The following is a 22,882-nucleotide window of genomic DNA, read 5'->3' on the forward strand; positions in this document are numbered from 1 at the left end:
TATGTCGGCAATACAGTGTCGGAAATTGCTAAAGCAGTTTGTGCAAGGAGAGCAGCTTGTTCGCGGCCTCGACGAAGTTGACCTCGAGGTAGAAGCGGGCGAATTTGTGTGTTTGTCGGGCCCGTCTGGCTCGGGCAAAACAACGCTTCTAAATGCCCTGGGTGGCCTGGACAGTTTGGATGCCGGGCAGGTGCAGGTGGCCGGCCAGCAAGTCGAGCAGTTGAGCAAAAACCAGCGCGCCAAACTCAGATTAACAAACATCGGTTTTGTGTTTCAGGCTTATAACTTGATCCCGGTACTCAGCGCGCTTGAAAACGTAGAGTTTGTGATGCAGTTACAAGGGCGCTCTAAGCAAGAGCGCCGTGAAAAAGCCCTGGCGGTGTTGGCCGAGGTCGGCTTGCAGGGCTTAGAGGCGCGTCGCCCGTCTCAGTTAAGTGGCGGCCAACAGCAGCGCGTTGCAGTTGCCCGGGCGATTGCCAGTGAGCCCGATCTTGTGCTGGCCGATGAGCCCACGGCAAACTTAGATTCGGCCTCGGCTTCTCAGCTGATTGATCTTTTTTTGCAGCTCAATGCCAAGCACGGATTGACGTTTGTTATCGCCACCCACGATCAGCGTGTGATGCAGCGCTGTCGGCGCTTAATCACCATGCAAGACGGTAAAATCATTGCTGATGTTCGCCAAGATGCGGCCGCATAAGCATGTGTTGTACCTGAAATGGGCAGCTATCTATTTAGGTTTTGGCGCTTTTTTTAGTTCTTTAAGTGGGCTGCTACATGCCTGGCAGCTCAGCGGCCACACCAAAGCTCAGTATCAGTACAACAATTACGGTTCGGATTCCGCCTTTGCGCCCTTACTGGGGCAGCAAGACGGCGATGCGCTTGTGAATGTGCGTTTAAACCTACTTAAAAATAAAAACAACTGGGCTTTTGAAGCGGATTACGAGCTGGCGGCTTATCACAGTGATAAGTTAGAGCTTGAGCAAGCGGCCGGTTTAAACGATGGCACTTACGCTGAATTTACTCTGCCCAATGACAACAGACGTTTTTTTAACCTAAGCCAAACGGTCGAGCAAGATGGGCCGCGCGCTTTGGTTCAGCGCATAGACCGGTTGGCGCTCAGCTACCAGCGCCAGGATCTGGTGCTTAAGCTCGGCCGTCAAGCGCTCAGCTGGGGCAACGGCATGATGTTCAGTGTGATGGATCTGCTCAACCCTTTTGATCCTCAAGCCATCGACACGGAATACAAAAGTGGCGACGACATGCTTTACGCTCAGTACCTGCAGGGCAATGGCAACGATCTGCAGTTCAGCTGGGTGTTGCGCCGCGATGAGAACGGCGAGCACAACAGCGACGTCGACTCCTATGCGCTTAAATATCACGGCCTTTGGCGGGCGCTTGAATACGATGTATTGGTGGCTCGGCACTACGGTACAGATGTGCTCGGCATCGGTGGCAGCGTTGCTTTAGCCGGCAGCTTGTTGCGTGCCGATTGGGTTCAGCATCACGACGATGGGCAGGTGTATAACAACGCTGTTGCCAGCCTCAGTTATTCGTGGACGGCCATGGGCAAGCCGAGCTCGGCAATACTTGAGTATTATCACAATGACTTTGGTTTTGCCGAGCCGCCGTACAGCGCCGGACGTATTGCTGAAAACTCGGCGCTGGCGAAGCGCCTTTTGCGCGGTGAGCTTTACAATCTCGGCCGCAACTATCTGGGCGCATCGCTCTTGTTAGAGTTACACCCGCTGTGGCAACTGAGCCCAAACCTGTTTGTAAATCTAGATGACCGAAGCTACCTGACGCAGCTTTTGACCATTTGGGATGTGTCGCAGAACTCGAGGCTGACCTCGGGCCTGATCTGGGGTAACGGCAGCGATGGCAGTGAATTCTCAGGGCCAGAGCTTGTGCCAGGCGCGTTTGCCAGCAGCCGCTGGGCGGTCTACGCCGAATTAGCCTGGTATTTTTAGTAGAGCCTTGCCTGCCTTGCAAGGCGCTGCGCTGGTGTTCCTGGCCCCTTGTCTATACTCAACAGTGAGTTCTCGGGGCGAAGCTATGCAAGGCTTAGTGTTTTTTGTGATCAGATCTATCGCTGCCATATCGTCGCCAGGCCTATGTCACGTGTTTGCTTGCTTGTTTGGCTCTGCCTGGTGGCTGCGGCCGTTTAGCTCTGGTGGGCAGATACCGCAACGCCGGCTATGTGCACGGCGAGTCTGCCTGCTTATTGTGGCGCTCTGGGCTTATTGATGAAATTAAGGCTCAACTTAAAACTCAAACGCGTCTCTTTGCAGCTTAAAGCACTGGTTTTTATTGTCGTACTCAGCACCGTTTTTTTTGCGCTGACGCAGATTATGATCTCCAAAGATGTTGCCAAACTGGTCGATTCAAGTATTCGCGAACAGCTAAAACTGACCAGCCACTCACTGCTGTATGAGTTTGAAACCCGAAAGCAGCAGCACCAAACACTGCTTGAGCAAATCAGCTCCGACGAGTTAATTCAGCGCTTTTTTAAAAGCCAAAACGAGGCGCAGCGCAGCCTCTTGTATCGATCGGTCGCAGATTATTTTAAAACCCTGTTGGATTTAAATGAGCACATTATCGATCTGGCGCTGGTGCTGCCCGATGGGCGCGAGCAATTAAGGGTTAGTTCGGGGCCGATTAACAAAAGCACGATTGATCGAAGTTTTTTAATGAGCGATGTGCTCTTAGGGCGCGATGTACAGGCTTATGAAGTTCGCTGGAACGATGATGTCAACGCCTACAGTTTTTTCCTGTATAAAAAAATAGTTCTCGATCGTGACGCCACTGATGATGCTTCGGCCGTTAATACGGAAGCGGTGGCGCTGGTGCGCGTCGCTGTTAAAGCGCAGGCGATGTTAGACAGCGAGCTGTTGGCGTCACTAAATGAAAATATCGCGTTGGGGGTGGTAAATAGTACCGGTAATTTTTTTGTGAATGTCGGTCTCGATCGAATCCCCACAAGCTTGCTTGGCCGTATTCATGACCAGTTTTTTGTCGATGAGAACCTTTATGTCAGCGCTATTAAACTCAGTGACAAGTGGCAACTGGTTACGGTGTTTGATACAGATAAAGGTGATGTGCAGTTAAAGTCGATTACCGATCGAACCCGTTTGATGTTGATGTTGTTTTTTTTTGCGGCGGTGGTGTTAGGGTATTTTTTACTGGACGTTTATATTATTCGCCCAATCGCTTCGCTCAATGATGCTGTACGCGCATTGTCTCGCGGTGAGGCCGTGCCGCTATTGAGTCGGGGCAGCGGTGAAATTGAGCAGCTGCGTAAATCATTTATCGGTATGCGCCGCAATATTATTCAGCAAAAAGATCTGTTGCAGCGCCAGGTGAATACCGATGCGTTAACCGGCCTGCCGAATCGCCACGCGCTGAGTCTGTTATTGGAAGGCGATCTTGCCTACGCCGATGAGCACGGCCAGGTTGTGGCGCTGCTGTTTATGGACCTTGATGGTTTTAAGCAGGTTAATGACGTCTATGGTCACGACGCCGGCGATGAGCTGCTCAGACAGGTGGCAAAGCGTCTGAGTTCTCTACTCAGGCCAACAGATAGGCTTGGGCGTTCCGGGCAGGGGCCTGAAAATGCGCTTATCCGCTTAGGTGGCGACGAATTTACAATTATTCTGCCGTCGATACAAAATGCGGATAACGCGGCGATGGTTGCCAATCGTTTGGTGCGCCAGTTTCGCGAACAGTTCAGTGTCTTTGGCAATCAGCTTTTTGTCGGCGCCAGCATAGGCATTGCCATGTTTCCAAAAGATGCAGGTGATGCCAAAGATTTAATCAGTCACGCGGATACGGCGATGTACGCTGCCAAACAAGCTGGCAAGATGCGCTTTAGTTTTTACGACAACACCATGCTTGAGCAGGACCTGGCCAACGTACATATCGATACCTTGTTGCACAACGCTTTGGAAAATGAGCAGATTTATGTGCATTTTCAGCCCAAGGTTGACCCTGTCGATAATAGTTGTATCTGTTTCGAGGCGCTGGCGAGAATGTTTGTTCCAGACAAGGGCAGTATTAGTCCCGCGATCTTTATTCCTGCGGCGGAAAAAAACGGTTTAATTGATCGATTAACTTTGAGTATTTTTCGTGCTTCGTGCCACCTGTTATTGGCTCTAAAAGCTCAGGGCTTAAATGGTATGAGCTGTGCGGTGAATATCAGCCCGGGTCAACTGGCAAATAAAGATTTGTTTAAAAAAATTATCGATATTATTGTCAGCAACGATTTAATGCCGCATGAATTTGAGCTGGAGATTACCGAAAGCTCTCTGATCAATGATGAAGAAGCCAGTCAGCGCGCCATTCGCTACCTGCAAGACTTGGGCTTTTCGGTCGCGCTGGATGACTTTGGTGTCGGATATTCAAGTTTAAGTCACCTTAAAAACTTTTCATTTAACACCTTGAAAATAGATCGTATCTTTTTTAAAGATTTGGAAATTGACAACGTTTCAAAGGCTATTTTGCATGCGATTATCGGCCTTGCAAGACAATTGCGCATGACCATCGTCGCTGAAGGCATAGAAGACGACTACCAGTTGGAGTTTGTCAGGCGCCAGCAGGTGCATTTAATTCAGGGATACATCTACTCTAAACCCTTGCCGCCAAAAGATGCGGTGCAATTTGCACTCGAGCATCGCAGCATCGCAAAGGCGGGCAAGCGCGGCCCCGATACAGACTAATTATTATTGGCTTTGCTGCTTCCACCTTGGCGAACACAGCGGTTGCGCTGCCTAAGCCGAGGCGTTAGCATGCGCGCTCGATTTTTGATCACCACCTCCATTAGCCATAACAGGTCTTATTGCTGGCTTATCGAGCTAGGCTGTTTCACGCGTGGTTGATCTAAGCGCTTTATATCTAGTGAAAGAAGTAAGTGAATGTTTTGGGGTAATGCTCAGCTGTTTTATCACAGCCTAAGGCTTCGGGCTGTTGGCCGCTTGAGTGGCCGGATGAATATCAACGGCTGTCGCAACGGTTGTTTTTGGGCCTGAGCTCGCGGCTGTATCTCAAGCTTGTATTTTAAGGTCGTATTTTACGGTTGTGTTTTAAGGTCGTATTTCAAGGTCGTATTTCAAGGTACAGGCATCGACCCTTGTCTTTTATTTGCTGGCAGAAACTATTCGCGAAGCGCTTCGTGTGCCATTCGCTAGTTCGGCAAAGCCGCCATTGATCTCACTGTAGGTGCTCAAACTACCGCGAACAGGTATTATGCTGGTCGCGCTAGCTGCGCCAGTCTGACCTTTGTTATTACAGCTTGAATCAAGTGGATGCTTCTATGTTTAGACGTCTCTCCCGTCGCTGCTTTGTATATGTATCGTGCGTGTTCTGTTTGCCGGCGCTGTTGATCGCAGCAAGCTTGCATGCCGATGAGCTCGGTTACGCGCGTATCAGTGATGATGGCAAGCTTGCGCTTGCGTCTGTTCAGCCCTTAGCTACTGAGGCGGGCATGGATATGTATCGACGCGGTGGCAATGCTGTCGATGCGGCTCTGGCGATGGCTTTTAGTTTAGGGGTTGTCGATTCGCACAACAGTGGCATTGGCGGCGGCCTGTTTATTATTGCGCGTTTGGCCGACGGCCGCGTTTTGGCCATCGATGGTCGCGAAATGGCGCCTAAGCTTGCCAGCAGAGATATGTACTTGCGCGATGGTGTGTTTCACTCCGAGTTGAGTAAGACCGGGGCGCTGGCTGTTGGCATACCCGGTTCGGTGCAGGCGCTGGCCGAGTTACAGCGCTTGGGCGGCAAGCTCAGTTTGGCTGAAACGTTAAAGCCCGCCATCGATGTGGCCGAACAAGGTTTTGCCATTGATCACGTGCTGGCCGCGCGATTGCAGCGCAGTAAAAACAAACTTCAGCGTTTTCCCGAGGCGGCGGCCATCTTCTTGCCTAAAGGTCAGACCCTGAAAGCCGGTGATACTCTGGTTCAGAAAGACCTTGCCCAAACTTATAAAAAACTCGCCAAGCAGGGGCCTGAGTATTTTTATCGCGGCGACTTTGCTAAGCAGACGGCAAAGTGGATGCAGGCCAATGGCGGCCTGATCAGCGAGGCAGACTTTAAGGCCTATCACACGGTCAGGCGCGAGCCTGTGAGAGATATGTTCTTAGGTTATGAGCTGATCGGCTTTCCGCCGCCAAGCTCCGGCGGTACACACGTTGCACAGATTCTGAAAATGACGCAGATGCTCGGCGCCTATCAGGCTCCGCCGGAGCAGCGCTACCACCTGTATATCGAAGCGAGCAAGTTGGCGTTTGCCGATCGTGCGCACTGGATGGGCGACTCCGATTTTGTCGCCGTGCCCAAGGGCTTGACCGACCGCAATTATCTACTCGAACGCATCGCGCTGGTGAACAAAAAAGCCGCAAACGACAACTACAGTTACGGCACACCCAAAGACTGGCAAGACAATATTTTTGATAAACACACCACGCATTTGGTAGCGGCAGATAAACAGGGCAATTGGGTGTCGATCACTACCACGCTCAATACCAGCTTTGGCAGCGGTGTGGTGATTCCGGGCACCGGTGTGCTGATGAACAATCAGATGGACGACTTTGCTGCCCAACCCGGCGTCGCCAACGCTTTTGGCTTGATAGGAGCCGATGCCAATGCGATTGCCCCGGGCAAGCGGCCACTGTCGAGCATGAGCCCGACTCTGGTGATGAAAGACGGTAAACCGCTAATGGCTTTGGGGGCTGCCGGTGGGCCGACCATTATTTCGCAAGTGGCGCAAGTGATTCAAAACAGCCTGGCTTTTGGCATGACGCTAGACCAGGCGATGCTGACACCGCGAGTGCACCACCAGTGGAAACCCAATCTGGTCTTTATCGACAGTTACGCAAGTGAACAATTAAAAAAGAGCTTAGAGGCGAAAGGGCACAAATTGCGCAACTGGCCGCCCTTTGGTTCGACTCAGGCGCTGATGCTGCGCGATGGCACATTCCAGGCCGAAGCCGAGCCGCGTATTCGCCCGGGTTTTCAGAGGCGAATCGAGACGCTTGTGAAAAACCAAGAGCCTATTGGCAGCCGTTAAGCGTATGGTGCAATTCTTACAGCCCGTATCTTAGTTTGTTGAGCGAGCAGGCTTGTTTAGCGTTTATTGGCTACAGCTGGCGCTCGCTTTAATGGCCGCGTAAATACTGTCGTAATCGCGGCTGCGTTTTATTTGCTTAAATAGCTCGGCTGCCTCGAGGTAGTGGCGCTGTAAGTAGTGCAGCCACTGTTTAACGCGGTTGCCCATAAAGCGCGCTGGGTAGGCGGCGCTCGTGTGTTCAAAAAAATCAAGCAGCAGCGGCGCCAGCTGTAGCCAGCTTTGCTGGCTGGACTGGTGATAATCTAAACCGTCGGCGCGAGCCCGAATCTCGTGGGCGAGAAAGGGGTGGGCGAGCAGGCCTCGGCCGAGCATAAAGTCCTGGCAGTGACTCTGCTTTTTACAAGCGACAAAATCTTCCCAGCTCCAGATTTCACCGTTGGCAACCACCGGTATATCGATGGCCTCGCGAATATCTGCGCAGTAGTGCCAGTACGCGGGTGGTTGATAGCCGTCGCTTTTTGAACGAGCGTGCACAATCAACTCATCGGCACCGGCGCGAGCGATGGCTCTGGCGTTGTCGAGATAGCTCAAACGGTCGTTGTAGCCTAAGCGGATTTTGGCGCTGACCGGAATACTTGCCGGCACTGCGTCGCGCACGGCGGCGACAATCTCTTCGATCAGTGGGCTCTCATCCAGTAAACAGGCTCCGCCGCGGTTGCGATTGACGCCCTTGGCCGGGCAGCCAAAATTGAGGTCGATACCGATCGCACCGAGCCGCGCAGCTTTTTTTGCATTTAAGGCCAAAAGGCTTGGGTCACTGCCGAGCAGCTGGATGCGAATCGGGATGCTCGGGTGCTGCCCGGTTGTGCTGTGTATGCTCTGGTTCTGTGTTAGCAATTCAGGGCAGGATTTAATAAAAACATGGCGCGGCAAAACGGTTTGGCTTACGCGAATAAATTCGGTGACGCACAGATCTATGCCGCCGATGGCCGCAAAAATCTTTCTCAGGTGCACGTCTACGACACCCTCCATCGGAGCGAGCATCAATCTCATAATATTTATCGAATAAAAAAAGGTCGCGGATCTTAGCAAAAAGTACCAAAGCTTTATATGTTTTGGTTGAAATGTGTTCGCTTTGGCGTCAAAACATGCAGTTGCTGCGCTTTTACTTGCTCAGCACCGGGTTTTTTCTTTATTGTATAGGGCTAAGTGCGCTTGGTAGGCGCCTCGATTCTAATTATTAAGAAATAAATTTGGGGGATTCGTGGAAGCGGATTTAATCCAGCAGGGCGTCGACTTGATGCTCTTTGGCATGGGCACTGTATTTGTCTTTTTGAGTGTCTTGGTTGTCAGCACAACCCTGATGTCCAATGTCGTTACTCGCTTTTTCCCTGAAGCGGAAGTGCCCGAACCGGGCCCAACCGCGCCTGCTGCCAATGCGGGCGCAGCTAAGGTCGATGCCCGTACCCTGGCTGTTATTCAGGAAGCTATCTATCAACACCGCGCCAAAACCAAGTAGGGCGCGGCGAATCCGCATCCATCTTATCGCGATCACTTCTGGGGAAGATCTGAATGTCTAATCCTAAAAAGCCTTTAGGTATCACTGAACTTGTGCTGCGAGACGCGCACCAGTCACTGTTTGCGACACGCATGCGTATCGATGACATGCTGCCAATCGCCGAAAAGCTCGATAAAGTGGGTTTTTGGTCGATGGAGTCATGGGGCGGTGCGACCTTTGATGCCTGCATTCGCTATCTGGGCGAAGACCCATGGGACAGAATTCGCGAGCTCAAAGCTGCGATGCCGAATACACCTCATCAGATGCTGCTGCGTGGCCAAAACCTGCTCGGCTACCGCCACTATGGCGATGATGTTGTTGAAAAATTTGTTGAGCGCGCAGCCAGCAATGGCGTTGATGTATTTCGTGTCTTTGATGCGATGAACGATATGCGCAATATTGACACCGCGCTCAAAGCGGTAAAAAACCAGGGCAAACACGCTCAGGGAACCATTTCTTATACGCTGAGCCCCGTGCACACCGTCGACAAGTGGGTTGAACAGGGCAAGCGTATTGAAGATATGGGCGCCGACTCAATTGCCATTAAAGATATGGCCGGCCTGCTCAAACCTTACGACGGCTTTGAGCTGGTCAGCAAGCTAAAAGCTGCCTGTGACATCCCGATTCATATGCAGTGCCACGCAACCACGGGCCTGGCGCACGCAACTTATCTTAAATGTGTTGAAGCCGGCATCGACAACGTTGATACCGCGATCTCATCTATGTCGATGACCTATGGTCACAGCCCTACGGAAACCCTGGTCAGCATACTCGAGGGCACCGATAGAGACACTGGCCTTGATTTAGAATTGCTCGAAGAGATCGGCCTGTACTTTCGCGATGTGCGCAAAAAGTACGCAAAATTTGAAGGTTCACTTAAAGGTGTGGATGCTCGTATCCTGCGCGCGCAGGTACCCGGTGGCATGCTGACCAATATGGAAAACCAGCTCAAAGAGCAGGGCGCCGAAGACAAGTTTGACGAAGTGTTGGCGGAGATTCCGCGTGTGCGCGAAGATTTGGGTTATCTGCCCCTGGTAACGCCGACCTCGCAGATTGTTGGCACTCAGGCGGTTATTAATGTCTTGCGCGGTGAGCGTTATGCAAGCATCTCCAAAGAGACAACGGGTGTATTAAAAGGCGAATATGGCGCTACGCCTGCGCCGGTAAACGCCGAGTTACAGCAGCGTGTGCTCGCCGAGGGTGAGCAGGTTATTACCTGCCGGCCAGCCGATCAGATTAAGCCAGAACTCAATGCCTTAAGTGATGAGCTCAAAAAGATTGCTGCCGAGAAAGGTATCAAACTTGCCGACGCCGAACAGCAGATCGACGATGTGCTGACTTACGCCCTGTTTCCGCAAATTGGCCTTAAATTTCTTGAGCATCGCGGCAACGCCGATATGTTTGAGCCGGCGCCGACCGGTAAAGAAAGCACTGCGGTACTCGCCGACAATGGCGATGAAATATATACCGTTGATGTCGAAGGTAAGAGCTACACCGTTACGGTGAATAACGGTGGCGATTTAACTGGTATTGTGCCGCTCAGCGGCGCTGCTGATGTATCCGCATCGGCCGCTGTGGTTGACGGTGCGGGCGAGCCGATAGCGGCGCCATTGGCGGGGAATATTTTTCGTGTGTTGGTTACCCCGGGGCAACAGGTCGCCGAGGGCGATACCTTGCTTGTGCTTGAGGCGATGAAGATGGAAACTCAAGTAAGCGCGCCTAAGGCGGGTACCGTTTCTGCGGTTAATGTGAAAGAGGGAGACGTTGTTGCCGTTGGCGATACGCTCCTGAGCATCGCTTAAGGCGGGGGAGAACTAAGTTGTTTAGTCTTTGGCAGAGCTCTGGTATTTACAATCTCCAGTTTGATCAACTGGCGATGATTTTTATTTGTTTGGGTTTATTGTTCCTCGCCATTCGCAAAGGTTTTGAGCCTTTGCTGTTGGTGCCCATTGGTTTTGGTGGGGTTCTGGCGAATATTCCCGCGGCGGGTTTGGCCCAGTCCGCACTTGAAAATGCACTTTATGCCGGCAACCCGGCGGTATTGGCAGAGCTTGCGATGTTGGCAGGTCTCGATGTTTGGGAGAGCAGCAAAGACATTGCTTACGCGCTTAAACTTGCAAGCCCAGCTGTTCAGGCCTCAGCTGAAGAACTTGCCTATTACGCCGGTTACAACAATGGCATGTTGTACACGTTTTACTCCGTTGCCATCGCTTCAGGCATTGCCCCGTTACTTATTTTTATGGGCGTGGGTGCGATGACCGATTTTGGGCCGCTGCTGGCGAACCCAAAAACATTATTTTTGGGCGCGGCGGCCCAGTTTGGTATTTTTGCAACCGTGCTCGGTGCGGTAGCGCTCAGTGCTGCCGGCGTGTTTGATTTCAGCATCGCCGATGCCGCAGCGATCGGAATTATCGGCGGCGCCGACGGCCCGACGGCAATTTACGTCTCCAGCAAACTTGCTCCTGATTTACTCGGTGCAATTGCAGTGGCAGCTTATTCCTACATGGCCCTGGTGCCGTTGATTCAACCGCCTATTATGCGCGCGTTAACAAACAAGGAAGAGCGTAACATTGAGATGGTCCAGCTGCGGGTTGTCAGCAAGCGTGAGCGTATTGTGTTCCCAATTATTCTGTTGATACTGGTTGCCTTGGTATTGCCAGATGCGGTGCCGCTGCTGGGTATGTTCTGCTTTGGTAATTTGATGCGCGAGTGTGGTGTTGTCGATCGTTTGAGCGACACCGCGCAAAATGCCTTGATTAATATCGTCACAATTTTCCTGGGGCTATCGGTTGGCTCCAAACTTGCGGCCGATAAATTTCTCGACCCTAAAACACTCGGTATTTTGCTGCTCGGTATTGTTGCCTTTGGTATTGGCACGGCCGCTGGGGTGTTAATGGCCAAATTTATGAACGTGTTTGTTAAACACAAAATTAACCCGCTTATTGGCTCGGCCGGGGTATCGGCAGTGCCGATGGCTGCGCGTGTTTCAAATAAACTCGGCTTGGAGTCCAATCCGCACAACTTCCTGTTGATGCATGCCATGGGGCCAAATGTTGCAGGGGTTATTGGCTCGGCGGTGGCGGCTGGAGTTATGATTTCTCTCGTATCGGCGATGTAATTGCCGCCTGACAGGGCGGCCTTGCGCTCGCCCTGTTAATTAGCTCGCGCTGTATTCAGCTAAGCTTGCCCAAACATCCTCTATAACTATAACTACAATTCGTTTTTTATATGGCGGCGTCGTGTAGAATCGGCGACGTGTTCGCAATTGTAAGTACCGACGATAAGTAGCGATTGTTAGTACCTATAGTAAGCCGCTATTAGATATAGCACCTATCGTAAGCCTCTTTTCAAGTACAGTGGAGAAACGCATGTTCAGACGTACAAAGATTGTTGCAACCCTCGGCCCGGCCACGGATGAACCCGGCGTACTTGAAAAGCTGATCCTCGCAGGGGTTAATGTTGTACGCATGAATTTCAGTCACGGCAGCGCCGAAGATCACGAGGCGCGCGCAAAAGCGGTGCGTGAATACAGTGATAAGCACGGCAAGCATGTGGCGATTCTCGGTGATTTACAGGGGCCTAAAATTCGTGTTGCACGCTTTGGCGACGGCCCAATTACATTGTCGGTCGGCGATAAATTTGACCTGGATGCCTCGCTTGAGCGCGACGCCGGCAACCAGCACGAGGTTGGCATCGATTACAAAGAGCTGCCCAACGATGTGGTGCCTGGCGATTTACTTTTACTCGACGACGGCCGGGTAATACTCAAAGTGGAGTCGGTTGAAGGTTCGCGAGTTAAAACCGTGGTTACGGTCGGTGGCAAGCTCAGCAATAACAAAGGCATCAATCGCCAGGGTGGCGGTTTGACGGCGCCGGCGCTGACCGAAAAAGATAAAGCCGATGTTAAAACGGCAGTTGCAATCGGTGTGGACTACCTGGCGGTAAGTTTTCCGCGCAGCGCCGATGATATGAAATTTGCCCGCCAACTGGTTAAAGAAGCTGGTGGTGATGCGTATTTGGTTGCCAAGATCGAACGCGCTGAAGCGGTTGAGAACGAGCAAATACTCGATGCGATTATTATGGCCTCCGATGCGGTCATGGTTGCTCGCGGCGATCTCGGGGTTGAAATAGGCGACGCGCAATTAATCGGTGTGCAAAAACATATTATCGATCGAGCGCGCGCATTAAATCGCTGCGTTATTACCGCAACGCAAATGATGGAAACCATGATTTCTAGCCCACTGCCGACGCGTGCCGAGGTTTTTGATGTTGCCAATGCGGTGCTCGACGGTACCGATGCGGTTATGCTGTCGGCGGAAACCGCTGCCGGCCAGTACCCTGTGCAAACAGTCGAAGCAATGGTGCGCATTATTCTCGGTGCTGAAAAGCATCCGGGCTCGGTGACTTTGCCGCAGCGCTCGGAAGATCACTATCAGGCGATCGATGAAAGTGTGGCGATGGCTGCGATGTACACCGCCAATCAGATGAAAGCGGTGAAAGGCATTGCCGCGCTTAGTGAAAGCGGGGCGACACCACTGTTGATGAGCCGCTACGGTTCGCGTATGCCGATTTACGCCTTTTCGAAATCGAAAAAAACCTTGCAGCGCGCAGCGCTGTTTCGCGGAGTGCAAACCGTGCAGTTTGATACGGCGGGCATTCCTTCGGAAGAGATCAACCGCCGCGTTATTGATTTTTTAAAAGAGCAAAATATTGTTGCTGACGGCGACTTTATGGTTTTGTCAAAAGGCGATTACAATGGCGCCGGTGGCACAAATACCTTGAAGATACTTCAGGTTGGCCAGGCAATTTTGTAAGCGTTTAAAAAGAACAGCACAAACAAGGCCGCTTAGCGGCCTTGTTTGTGCTGTTCGAGTTTAGCTAGGCTAGCTGGCGTTTTGTTGATTGCGAGCGTCGATGGTCGCTTTCATTTTATTTTCTAAGGTTTGGCCGTCTACGGGTTTAACAACGTAGTCGTTGACACCGCTTTGAATGGCCTGGCGAATTTTCTTCGCTTCGGATACGCCGGTAACCATACAAAAATGCGCCCCGCGCAGGGTGTTTGATGCCTTGGCTTTTTTGTAGAGTTCCATGCCGCTGAGTTCGGGCATGTCCCAGTCGCAGAAAATAAAATCAAAAGCGTCTTCGGTTGTTTTGATTTGGTCAAAGGCCTCGCGCCCGTCGCTGGCGACAACAATGTGCTTAACGCCAATATCTTCAAGCAGGCCTTGAAGTAAAGCTTGAGAGTCGGGCTCGTCTTCTGCGACCAATACCAGCACATTGTCCATGCTCAGGTTTTTTCGTTTAGCTGCTGGCCCAGCTTTGGGGGAGCCGGCCTTGTCACTGCTCGCTGGCGAACTTGAGCTTAGGGAGGCCAGTTTTTTCATTGCCGATTCGAGCAGGTTTAAGGTGTTTTTGTGCTCCTCGCGAACATCCGCATCAAGCTTGCTGTCTTCGAGGGTCTTGCGCAGCCAAGCTCGTCTCTGGGTGAGCGTGCTAATAACGAGTTTGCTCTCCTGGGCGCTAAGCATCAGTGTTTCCTCATATGAATACTAGCTTCAGTATAGAAGGCGGCTCTGAGCGTGCAGGGCTTTGGCGTATAATGGCGGCGCTTTTGTGCGCCACTATAAACACATGGCGTATCGAGCCGCCAAAGCAGCGATAGCTGCGCGCTTTTACATCGAATACCCCGCAGGGCTTAGTACTATGAATATAGAGCAACATATACGCAGCGTGATTGAGCAGGAGCTTAAGCCCACGTTTTTATCGCTTGAGAACGAAAGTCATATGCACAGTGGCCCGGCGACACAAAGTCACTTCAAAATGAGCTGTGTGAGCACTGCATTTGAGGGCTTGAGCCGGGTCAAGCGCCATCAGTTGGTCTACGCTGCACTGCAGCCGGCCTTTGATGCAGGCTTGCATGCACTGGCGCTGCATTTGTATACCGAGCAGGAGTGGCAAAATAAGTCGGTGCCTGAAAGCCCGAAGTGCATGGGCGGCTCCAAACAAGGCTGAGCGCCGGCGCACCTTGTTTGTCCAGCCTGCTTTGCCAGGCTTTGCTTGCTGTAATCGTGCACTATCTGTACAATCTCGCGCCCTTTCTATCCAGTAAACCGCCTGACTACCCCGGAGCATGCCGTGAGTAAGCAAGTATCTGGCGATGCTATTGTCGTTGCCGCCCTCTATAAATTTGTGAGTCTGCCCGATTATCGCGACTTGCGTGAGGCGTTGTTGGTTTTTTGTTCGACATGGCAACTTAAAGGTTCGTTGTTGCTGGCCAGTGAAGGCATTAACGGCACCGTAGCGGGTTCGCGTGCGGCCATCGATGCACTTCTGGCTTATTTAAAAGCCGACGAGCGCTTAGCTGATTTGGAGCACAAAGAGAGTTTTGAGGCCGAACAGCCTTTTTATCGCATGAAGGTCAAACTCAAAAAAGAGATTGTCACCATGGGGGTTGAGGGCATCGACCCGCGCCAAAGTGTGGGCACCTACGTTGAAGCGAAAGACTGGAATAAATTGATCAGCGATCCAGAGGTGCTGCTGATCGATACGCGCAACGACTACGAAATCAGGCTGGGCAGTTTTGAAGGCGCGATTAACCCCAATACCGAGAGCTTTCGAGCCTTTCCAGACTACGTTAAACAGAATCTAGACCGGGCGCAGCATAAAAAAGTTGCGATGTTTTGCACCGGGGGCATTCGCTGTGAAAAATCCACCGCCTACTTAAAAGAGCAGGGTTTTGACGAGGTTTACCACCTCAAAGGTGGCGTGTTGAAATACCTTGAGCAGGTTGATCCGGGTGACAGCATGTGGCGCGGTGACTGCTACGTATTTGACAATCGTGTTGCAGTGAATCACCAGCTTGAAAAAGCTGACTGGGATTTGTGTCACGGATGTCGCGAACCTATAAGTGCCGACGATAAGCAAAGTGAGCTTTACGAGCAGGGGGTTAGTTGCCCGCGCTGTCACGATCGGCTCAGCGAAGCGCAAAAACTGGGTTTTCGCGAGCGCCAAAAGCAGATACAACTCGCCGCCGAGCGCGGTGAAGTCCACGTCGGTGCACCAGCACCACAGCGTCAGAAAACAAGCCCGCGCAGCCAACAAAATAAGAACTAGTAGGCTTAATTTGTGCTCGCTCGCGTTAGCGGCGAGCACCTCGCTTGCTTAGCGCCTTAAATCGAGCAAGTTGAGTTTGTCCGTGCTGTTGTTCACCGGTGAAGCGGCTACACTGAAGCAGTGGGATTAATAACGAGAGGCAGGTTTTGCTACAACTGACAGGGCGGGGCTGTGAATAAGACCCGACTCATACGCACCCAACATACTTTCTTAGCGCTGACCGGGGCCTTTCTTCTCAGTGCCATTTTGATTTATGCATACATTCGCGGCTCGCTTATTTTTACCGGGCCCTGGTTATTGACCGCGTTTGTCGTTTTTTGGTTGGTCAATATTCTGTTTGTCGCGGCCATCGTCACCGGCTTTTCCGAGCGCTTTAAAGACCCGTCGCTGAGCCTTGGCCAGATGTCTTGGGCATCGACCGTTTGCCTGATGAGCATGCTGGTAATGCCACGCTACGCATTTCTTGTCTATTTTTTGCTGTTTATGATCTCGATCTTTGGCGTCTTTCGCTTGAGTCCGCGCAGATTTTTACACTACGCGCTGTTGCAGGCTTTGAGTTTGGCGGCACTATTGCTTGTGCAGGGCAGCATGGCACTGACAGACTTGAGTCAGTCCGACCTGCTATTAACCTGGCTGGTCTACGGAGTCTGTTTGTTTATTTTGACGATGCTGTGTCGCTCGATGTCGGCTCTGCGGGCCAAGCTCAGGCTGCGCAATGCCGAGCTGCGCGATGCTGTCGAGGCGCGCAGTCAGTTTTTGGCGAACATGAGCCACGAAATTCGCACGCCGATGAACGGCGTGATAGGCATGCTGGAGCTGATGGAAAACAGCGAGCTCAACGCGGTTCAAAAGCGCTATCTCGACATTGCGCGCTCTAGCGGTCACACGCTGGTTGCACTGATTAACGATATTCTCGACTACTCCAAAATTGAAGCGGGCATGCTTGAGCTGGATCAGCAGGCGCTGGATTTGCGCTCGTTGTTACTGTCTCAGTGTCAGGCGTTTTATTTTCTTGCTAAGCAAAAGGGGCTGGATTTTATTCTGGACTTGGACCCGGGCCTGCCGGCCAGCTTCCAAAGTGACGCACTGCGTTTGCGCCAGGTTTTAAATAACTTAATTGGCAATGCGCTGAAGTTCACCGAAGAGGGCAGTATTGAGGTTTCTGTGATTGAGCTGCGGCGGGAACAACAGCAATCGTTGATTGAGATTCGGATTAAAGACAGCGGCCCGGGTATTAGCCCCGAAGTTCAGAGCTTGATTTTTGAGTCGTTTGCCCAGGCAGATAACAGTACAACGCGCCGTTTTGGTGGCTCGGGCTTAGGTTTGGCGATATCCAAACGCCTGTGTGAGGCCATGAACGGTGAGCTTAGTTTAAAAAGCGAGCTCGGCAGTGGCAGTGAGTTTATTTGTCGCCTGTCTTTGGCGCTTGCCGACGAGGGGCAGGCCGCTGAGACTTTGGCTCCGGATTTTGATGGCCAGTGTGCTCTGGTGTTTGACGCTTTGCCGCGTCGGGCTCAAGTGCTTGCCCGCGATCTTCGCCATCTTGGTTTGAAGGTGATTCTGTGTCCCCAGCTTGACGACCAGGCGGCGATGATTGATTTGGGTTTAGCCGGCAAGGTGCGCTTGGCTGTCATTAACCTCGGCAGCATCGATGAGCAAAGCGAGCAGTCGCTGAATCAAACTCTGATGTTGCCGGTGTTTAATGGTCTGAAAGTGGTGTTTATTGGTGAGCGGCGTTTGCCGGCCGAGCGTTACGCTGGCGCGAGCCAACTGGCCGAGCCATACTCTTTACAGGCGCTGAACCAAACCTTGCTGGAGCAATTTGGTGTGACGGTCAACGTGGCGACGCAGGAGCCGCTAGCTAAGCGCCGCCAGAAAACATTTGCCTGGAGTGCAAACATGCCCAAAGTGTTATTGGTCGAAGACAACCTCACCAATCAGGAAGTGGCGTCAATGCTGCTCGAAGACTGTGACGTCGAAGTGGATATCGCCGCCGACGGTGAACAGGCTTTGACAAAGCTCGGTGATCAATCTGCCGCATACGCGCTGGTATTTATGGATTGCCAGATGCCGATTATGGATGGTTTTAGCGCAACTAAAGCGATTCGGGCCGGGCAGGCTGGTGAGCACTGCAAAGATATCGCCATTATTGCCATGACCGCCAATGCACTGGCCGGCGATAAAGAGCGCTGTCTAGAGGCGGGCATGAACGACTATATTAGCAAGCCGATAAGTTTTGAGCTGGTTGAGCAAAAGCTCGAACAGTGGCTCGCTAAATAGCTTCTTTGTTTTCCGGCAAGCCTTAAGTTAGCGCTTGTCCTTGAAAAATTCCAAAATGACCTTATGCATGGACTTTAGTTTAAAGAGTCCATGCCCATGTCTGAGCACATCGTCGAAATCACCCCTGAAAACGCCCAGAGCTTATTAATTGAACAGAGCCAAAAACGATTGGTGCTTGTCGATTTTTGGGCCGATTGGTGTGCGCCCTGCAAAGCGTTAATGCCAGTGTTGGAAAAGCTGGCCGTTGAATATGCCGGCCAGTTTTTACTTGCCAAAATTAACGCCGATGAGCAGCAAATGATTGTTGCGCAGTTTGGCGTGCAAAGTTTGCCTACGGTGATGTTGCTTAAAGATGGTCAGCCGATTGATGGTTTTACCGGCAGCAAAACCGAAGCAGAGATTCGTGAACTGCTTGACCAACATCTACCTAAAGCCTGGGAGTCCGATTGGCAGCAGGCCGTACAATATGTGAACGATGGGCAGTTTGGGCAAGCCTTGCCCTTGTTAAAAGCAGCATACGTTGATTCAGGTCAGCGCGCGGATATCGCCTTGGACTATTGTAGCTGCCTGTTGCACGAGCGCCGGCTGGAATTGGCCGAGCAGGTACTTGCGGCGGTGAAAATGGCCGATCAAGACGGGCGCTATCAGCAATTAAAAGCGCAGTTAGAGTTGGCGCAGCTGGCCGGCAAGAGCCCGGAGCTCGAAGCCCTGGAGCAGCAGCTTGAAGCGGAGCCCGAGAACCTTGAGCTTGTGCAGCAGCTAGCAGTGCAATACGCGCAAAACAAATTTGAAGAAGAGGCCCTGGCATTGCTTTATAGCCATTTGAGCCGCAATTTAAATGCGCTTGACGGGGAGCTAAAGCGCTGCTTTAACGATGTGCTTGCCAGTTTGGATAAAGGCGATGCGCTTGCGACTAAGTATCAGCGCAAGCTCTATACCTTGCTCTACTAGCTCGGGCCAATAACTGGCATAATGCGCGCAAATTTCGTAGGCCTTGCGCCTGTATCAGCCACCTAAGGGTGGCCTTTGTTTTTTTGAGGACTTGTATGCAAGACTTAGCCAAACCACAAAATCCTAACTTTTCCTCTGGCCCTTGTAGCAAACGCCCCGGCTATGAACTCAGTGCACTGCGCACGGACATTCTCGGTCGTTCACATCGTTCGGCGCTAGGCAAAACTGTTCTCGAAGAAGCGTGCACTAAAACTGCAGAAATTCTCGGCCTGCCCGAAGGTTATCGAGTTGGTATTGTGCCGGCATCGGATACCGGCGCGGTTGAAATGGCGCTGTGGTCTATGCTCGGTCAGCGCGGTGTCGACGTTATGGCCTGGGAAAGCTTTGGTTCCGGCTGGGTGACGGATATTGTTAAGCAGCTCAAACTTGACGACGTACGTGTGATGGAAGCCGACTACGGTGAGCTACCGGATTTAAACGCGGTTGATTTTAACAAAGACGTGGTATTTACCTGGAATGGTACAACTTCTGGCGCCAAGGTTCCGAACGGCGACTGGATCGCCGATGACCGTCAAGGCTTAACCATTTGTGACGCGACTTCTGCGGTATTTGCGATGGACTTGCCGTGGGAAAAACTCGATGTTGTGACCTATAGCTGGCAAAAAGTGCTCGGTGGCGAAGGTGCTCACGGCATGCTTATTTTGAGCCCGCGCGCGGTTGAGCGTCTTGAGTCTTACACGCCGCCGTGGCCACTGCCAAAAATTTTCCGTTTAACCAAGGGCGGAAAGCTAATTGAGGGTGTATTTAAAGGTGCAACCATTAACACGCCTTCGATGCTCTGCGTTGTTGATTATCTTGACGCATTAAGCTGGGTCGAATCTTTAGGAGGTGTATCGGCGACAATTGCACGCTCAAACGAGAGCCTTGCGCTTATTGAAAAATTTGTCGCCGAAAACGACTGGATAGACTTTCTCGCCAAAAATCCGGCTGAGCGCTCCAACAGTTCTGTGTGCCTAACGCTTGATACCACGCCTGAAAATGTTAAAGCCATGGTCAAGTTGCTCGACCAAGAGGGTGTGGCCTATGACATTGGTGCTTATCGCGATGCGCCTCCTGGTATCCGCATTTGGTGTGGTGCGACGGTTGAACCAAGTGATGTCGCCAAATTATTGCCGTGGATGGCCTGGGCCTATGAGCAAGTTACCGCAGCCTAATTAACTAATAAATTGGAAATGGATCTTATGTACAAAATCCGTACTTATAATGCGATCTCGAATAAGGGCTTGAGTCGTTTCCCTAGCGACAGCTATGAGGTTGGTGCTGACGTTGATGCGCCCGAAGGTATCGTTTTGCGCAGCCATAAAATGCATGGCGAAACCTTGCCGTCTTCTGTGCTTGCCGTGGCTCGAGCTGGTGCCGGAACCAATAATATTCCCGTTGCTGACTATACGGGCCAGGGCATTGTTGTATTTAATACCCCAGGCGCCAACGCCAACGCGGTAAAAGAATTGGTCCTTGCAGGTTTGTTGTTGAGCTCGCGTGGCATACTCGAAGGTCGTGCGTACGTCGATACGCTCGGTGATATGGATGACGCTGCAGAAATGAGTAAATTGCTCGAAAAACAAAAGAAGCAATTTGCCGGCTCTGAGTTGATGGGTAAAACCCTCGGCGTTGTTGGTCTCGGTGCTATCGGTTCAATGATAGCCAATGCCGCGCTGGCTTTGGGCATGCGCGTGGTTGGATTTGACCCGGCTCTGAGTGTTGAGGCCGCGTGGCGCTTAAGCTCTCAGGTTGAGCGCAAAGAAAGCTTGCAGGCGTTACTTGGCGACGTTGATTATTTAACTTTACACGTACCGGCGATTGAACCAACCATTAATTTAATTAATGCCGACGCATTAAAATTAATGAAACCCGATGCGGCCATTTTAAATTTTGCGCGCGACGCTATTGTCAATGCAGGTGATGTTGTTGCGGCGCTGAATGCGGGGCAGTTGCGTCAATATATTTGCGACTTTCCTATGCCGTCGCTGATTGGTCTCGACAAGGTTATTGCTTTGCCTCATATCGGCGCAAGCACGGCCGAGGCGGAAGAAAACTGCGCGGTCATGGCGGTTGATCAACTGCGCGATTATCTTGAGAACGGCAATATTACTAATTCGGTTAATTTCCCGCAGACCACAATGCCGCGGGCGCCGGGTGCATGCCGTATTTGTTTTACCAATGAAAACGTCAGCGGTGTACTCGGTCATGTGTTGACTGTGCTGGCGGAAAAAGACGTCAATGTTATCGATATGGTAAACAAAAGCCGCAACGACGTTGCTTACAATATTCTCGATGTTGAAGGTCAGCCAAGTGCCGAAGTGCTCGAAGCGATTTGCGCTGTCGAGCATGTCATTTCTCTGCGTGCAATCTAAACTTCCCGGATTCACGCGGTATTGAAACCCGGCCCAGGCCGGGTTTTTTTATGCCCATGGATGGGCGGTATGCCGCGGGCGCATGGATGCGCAGGAGCGGCGTGCTCAAATTCACTCCGATATAGATCTGTGCGAGCGCAGGAGCGGCGTGCCAACGTTTATAATGGAATTTCAGGGGCAGGAGGTTGTCACTTGCTGTCTGCACTTGCGCCGTCCATAGTCGCTGTATGTCATCGCCCTATCGCTACATGGATGTAGCTATTAGAGCAATGCAGGAGTAATTGCCGATGCATGTGCAGTATCGGCGGCGTGGACTGCCGGCACTGTGACTGAGTGTTTATTCCCGTAAAGGTAAACCTTGCAGAAGGCGGCGCAGAAAAAACAAGTGGGCACAAAAAAGCCCGGCATAAGCCGGGCTTTTTCACACAAATATAAAGCTAAAAAAATTAAGCTTTAGCAATGTGTGCGATCAGGTCAACAACTTTGTTGCTGTAGCCGATTTCGTTGTCGTACCAGCTGACCACTTTAACAAAGTTGTCGTTCAAGCTGATGCCGGCAGCGGCGTCAAAGACTGAAGTGCACTTTTCACCGATGAAGTCGTTGGAAACAACAGCGTCTTCGGTGTAACCGAGAACACCTGCCAACGCGCCTTCAGAAGCTTCTTTCATTGCAGCGCAGATGTCTTCGTAAGAAGCGGCTTTGTCCAGGCGGCAAGTCAGGTCAACAACTGAAACGTCAGGGGTGGGTACACGGAAAGCCATGCCAGTCAGTTTGCCGTTGAGCTCAGGGATAACTTTACCCACGGCTTTGGCTGCACCGGTAGAAGAAGGAATGATGTTCTGGCCAGCGCCGCGGCCACCGCGCCAATCTTTAACAGATGGGCCGTCAACCGTTTTCTGGGTGGCGGTGGTGGCGTGAACAGTTGTCATTAAGCCTTCAACAATACCGAACTTGTCGTTCAGTACTTTGGCGATAGGAGCAAGGCAGTTGGTGGTACAAGAAGCGTTGGAAACGATGTCCTGGCCGGCGTAAGACTCGTGGTTAACACCCATAACAAACATTGGGGTAGCGTCTTTTGACGGTGCAGACATAACGACTTTCTTGGCGCCAGCTTCGATGTGCTTGCGAGCAGTTTCGTCAGTCAGGAAGAAACCAGTGGATTCGACAACGTAGTCTGCACCGATCTCGTCCCATTTGAGGTTGGCTGGGTCGCGCTCAGCGGTAATGCGAACAGTGTTACCGTTAACAACGAGAGAGCCGTCAACAACTTCGACGGTGCCGTTGAAGCGACCGTGAGTTGAATCGTACTTCAGCATGTATGCAAGGTAGTCAACGTCGATCAGGTCGTTGATGCCAACAACTTCTACGTCAGAACGCTCACAAGCAGCGCGAAATACGAAACGGCCGATACGACCAAAACCATTGATGCCAATTTTGATTGCCATAATAAGAAAATTCCACTGTGTCCAGGTTTTTGGAGGCGGCGATTATCCTCAATCGAAGTTG

Annotated in this window: 17 protein-coding genes; 14 read left to right on the top strand and 3 right to left on the bottom strand. The window is 51.7% G+C overall.

Translation table 11 applies throughout. The features are described from left to right. Nucleotide 1 precedes the first annotated feature (1 nt). The 4 genes from CFK45_RS17370 (at nt 2) to ggt (ending at nt 7,060) form a co-directional block, all read left to right on the top strand. Nucleotides 2–697 carry an ABC transporter ATP-binding protein gene (locus CFK45_RS17370; protein ID WP_096087721.1) on the top strand — a complete coding sequence of 232 codons (696 nt, stop codon included), beginning with the start codon at nt 2–4 and terminating at the stop codon, nt 695–697. A gap of 4 nt (nt 698–701) precedes the next feature. Then, on the top strand, nt 702–1,967 hold the full coding sequence (locus tag CFK45_RS17375; protein ID WP_143247636.1) for a hypothetical protein: 1,266 nt from the start codon (nt 702–704) through the stop codon (nt 1,965–1,967). A 276-nt stretch (nt 1,968–2,243) separates the two neighbouring features. Next, entirely contained in the window at nt 2,244–4,712 is a 2,469-nt protein-coding gene (locus tag CFK45_RS17380) for a putative bifunctional diguanylate cyclase/phosphodiesterase (protein ID WP_158224750.1), read from the top strand. A gap of 593 nt (nt 4,713–5,305) precedes the next feature. Continuing rightward, nucleotides 5,306–7,060, top strand: a complete 1,755-nt coding sequence (gene ggt, locus CFK45_RS17385; RefSeq protein WP_096087724.1) for a gamma-glutamyltransferase — start codon at nt 5,306–5,308, stop codon at nt 7,058–7,060. 63 nt (nt 7,061–7,123) lie between these two features. Here the strand turns inward: ggt and CFK45_RS17390 are convergent, their stop codons facing one another. Next, a complete protein-coding gene (locus CFK45_RS17390; RefSeq protein ID WP_096087725.1) occupies nt 7,124–8,113 on the bottom strand; it encodes a tRNA dihydrouridine synthase in 990 nt (329 codons plus the stop codon). 211 nt (nt 8,114–8,324) lie between these two features. On the opposite strand from CFK45_RS17390, the gene CFK45_RS17395 reads away from it, so the two are divergent. The 4 genes from CFK45_RS17395 to pyk all read left to right on the top strand — a co-directional run bounded on the left by CFK45_RS17395 (nt 8,325) and on the right by pyk (nt 13,432). Continuing rightward, complete coding sequence (locus CFK45_RS17395; protein ID WP_096087726.1) at nt 8,325–8,579, top strand: OadG family protein; 255 nt, start codon at nt 8,325–8,327, stop codon at nt 8,577–8,579. Nucleotides 8,580–8,632: 53 nt separating this feature from the next. Next, complete coding sequence (gene oadA / locus CFK45_RS17400) at nt 8,633–10,420, top strand: sodium-extruding oxaloacetate decarboxylase subunit alpha (protein WP_096087727.1); 1,788 nt, start codon at nt 8,633–8,635, stop codon at nt 10,418–10,420. Between the two features lie 74 nt (nt 10,421–10,494). After that, nucleotides 10,495–11,736 carry a sodium ion-translocating decarboxylase subunit beta gene (locus CFK45_RS17405; protein WP_096087745.1) on the top strand — a complete coding sequence of 414 codons (1,242 nt, stop codon included), beginning with the start codon at nt 10,495–10,497 and terminating at the stop codon, nt 11,734–11,736. 250 nt (nt 11,737–11,986) lie between these two features. Continuing rightward, nucleotides 11,987–13,432, top strand: a complete 1,446-nt coding sequence (pyk, locus tag CFK45_RS17410) for a pyruvate kinase (RefSeq protein ID WP_096087728.1) — start codon at nt 11,987–11,989, stop codon at nt 13,430–13,432. 69 nt (nt 13,433–13,501) lie between these two features. Here pyk and CFK45_RS17415 read toward each other — a convergent pair whose 3' ends face one another. Beyond that, nucleotides 13,502–14,146, bottom strand: a complete 645-nt coding sequence (locus CFK45_RS17415; RefSeq protein WP_096087729.1) for a response regulator — start codon at nt 14,144–14,146, stop codon at nt 13,502–13,504. Nucleotides 14,147–14,231: 85 nt separating this feature from the next. Here CFK45_RS17415 and CFK45_RS17420 point away from each other — a divergent pair, with 85 nt between their 5' ends. The 6 genes from CFK45_RS17420 to CFK45_RS17445 all read left to right on the top strand — a co-directional run bounded on the left by CFK45_RS17420 (nt 14,232) and on the right by CFK45_RS17445 (nt 21,376). Continuing rightward, nucleotides 14,232–14,630 carry a BolA family protein gene (locus tag CFK45_RS17420; RefSeq protein WP_239923743.1) on the top strand — a complete coding sequence of 133 codons (399 nt, stop codon included), beginning with the start codon at nt 14,232–14,234 and terminating at the stop codon, nt 14,628–14,630. Between the two features lie 123 nt (nt 14,631–14,753). Further along, nucleotides 14,754–15,731 (top strand): oxygen-dependent tRNA uridine(34) hydroxylase TrhO, encoded by a 978-nt coding sequence (gene trhO, locus CFK45_RS17425; protein WP_096087730.1) that lies wholly within the window; start codon nt 14,754–14,756, stop codon nt 15,729–15,731. A gap of 171 nt (nt 15,732–15,902) precedes the next feature. After that, nucleotides 15,903–18,011, top strand: a complete 2,109-nt coding sequence (locus CFK45_RS17430; RefSeq protein WP_143247637.1) for an ATP-binding protein — start codon at nt 15,903–15,905, stop codon at nt 18,009–18,011. 96 nt (nt 18,012–18,107) lie between these two features. After that, nucleotides 18,108–18,962, top strand: coding sequence for a thioredoxin (gene trxA / locus CFK45_RS17435; protein WP_096087732.1), 855 nt, complete (start codon nt 18,108–18,110; stop codon nt 18,960–18,962). Nucleotides 18,963–19,057: 95 nt separating this feature from the next. Continuing rightward, nucleotides 19,058–20,176, top strand: a complete 1,119-nt coding sequence (locus tag CFK45_RS17440) for a phosphoserine transaminase (protein WP_096087733.1) — start codon at nt 19,058–19,060, stop codon at nt 20,174–20,176. Nucleotides 20,177–20,203: 27 nt separating this feature from the next. Further along, on the top strand, nt 20,204–21,376 hold the full coding sequence (locus CFK45_RS17445; protein ID WP_096087747.1) for a phosphoglycerate dehydrogenase: 1,173 nt from the start codon (nt 20,204–20,206) through the stop codon (nt 21,374–21,376). Nucleotides 21,377–21,822: 446 nt separating this feature from the next. Here CFK45_RS17445 and gap read toward each other — a convergent pair whose 3' ends face one another. After that, nucleotides 21,823–22,824, bottom strand: a complete 1,002-nt coding sequence (gap, locus tag CFK45_RS17450) for a type I glyceraldehyde-3-phosphate dehydrogenase (RefSeq protein WP_479686146.1) — start codon at nt 22,822–22,824, stop codon at nt 21,823–21,825. Between the last annotated feature and the right edge of the window lie 58 nt (nt 22,825–22,882).

Source organism: Agaribacterium haliotis, assembly GCF_002312815.1.
Lineage (GTDB): Bacteria > Pseudomonadota > Gammaproteobacteria > Pseudomonadales > Cellvibrionaceae > Agaribacterium > Agaribacterium haliotis.